General features: G+C 45.4%; 3 protein-coding genes. All 3 read right to left on the reverse strand.

The window, feature by feature from the left end; genetic code table 11:
• A partial coding sequence (locus A3757_RS22705) for a hypothetical protein (RefSeq protein WP_197470239.1) occupies positions 1-189 on the reverse strand: 189 nt, incomplete at its 3' end.
• Between the two features lie 10 nt (positions 190-199).
• A complete protein-coding gene (imuA, locus tag A3757_RS22710; protein ID WP_068740350.1) occupies positions 200-868 on the reverse strand; it encodes a translesion DNA synthesis-associated protein ImuA in 669 nt (222 codons plus the stop codon).
• A gap of 151 nt (positions 869-1,019) precedes the next feature.
• Positions 1,020-1,203: hypothetical protein (locus tag A3757_RS27775; protein ID WP_156506503.1), on the reverse strand; the 184-nt coding region annotated here is incomplete at its 5' end.

The following is a 1,203-nucleotide window of genomic DNA, read 5'->3' on the forward strand; positions in this document are numbered from 1 at the left end:
TAGCCCCATTCCCAAATGAATACCTTGCTGTAGGGCATGATCATTGGCTTGAACTACGATGTTTTTTTGACCATTGATTACGATAACGGCTTGCTGTTCGTCCTGATTGCATGCTGCCTGGTTTAAAAACAGGCTATCGATTTGTAGTGAAGGGAAGTGGAGGTAAAGCCATAAAGTTGATAGAGACATAGCATCACCTTTATACCGCTTTAGAAGCAGGGAAGGGGATGATGTTGTTCGTGTTTTGTAGTGCCAGTGAAGGCCAATAAGAAGACATATTGAGAGAGAATTCGGGTTTTGGCCAGGCACCTTTTTGTTTTGCGATGGTAATCGCGATACCTCGCTCTTCAGCCTTTAGTTGCAAGCTCAAATTGACTGGTAGTGAAAGGCTTTGCTGCTTTGCTGTTCGAAAGATGAACTGACGGCACTGCCCCTGATTACTGGCTAATTGTAAGCGTTGAATATGATGAACTTCTAGTTGGTTTTGCCACAGGAGTACGGCCTCACAGGCACCACTTTTCAAGCACTGTTCTGCAGACCACAAGGCTTCATTCGCAGAGTTAGTATTAATAAATAGTATGCGCTCTAACTCAATGCCTTGATGATAAAAGAACTCAGCACTCAAAATACCTGGCGGGTTGATAAATATGCAGAGGCCTTGTTTGTTTATTAACGAGGGTAATAACAGGCGAAGCTCGCCGATACCACAAGTTGAGTGCAGCATTACAACGCCTTTTTTTGGAAAGCCGCCAGACAAGTGAACATCGAGCTCGGAGTAGCCGGATGTTTCGAACTCAGGTGCTTGTTGCCTACTCCGGCCATGCCAGATTAGCTGTTTCTTTTCGAGTAAATCAATGAAGTTTTTCATAGTAAATGCCTGTATGGATATACAGTATATTATTTCTTGAATATATTCTGCAAGTGTAATTTCAGTCGCCTATTTGGGGTCCTAGGGATTTTGCCTCCATATATTGCAAAAACCTCTGAAGCCCCCGTCTGCCGTGGCTTGTAGAGGGGTATCAACTTTCATTTCTAGGTCGATAGCCCTCAATCGGTGCCATTAAGTCCTCCAGTTTTGGCAGTTCGCCCGTCGGCGCGAACGTGTATGTACCCCGGAAGTTGATGTTCTCCCAAGCTACCGGTGAGGCCCGCTTGACTGTTTCCTGGTATCTGTCATTGCGCTGTTCCTCGAAGCTGTCCAGC

Source organism: Oleiphilus sp. HI0117, from assembly GCF_001635235.1.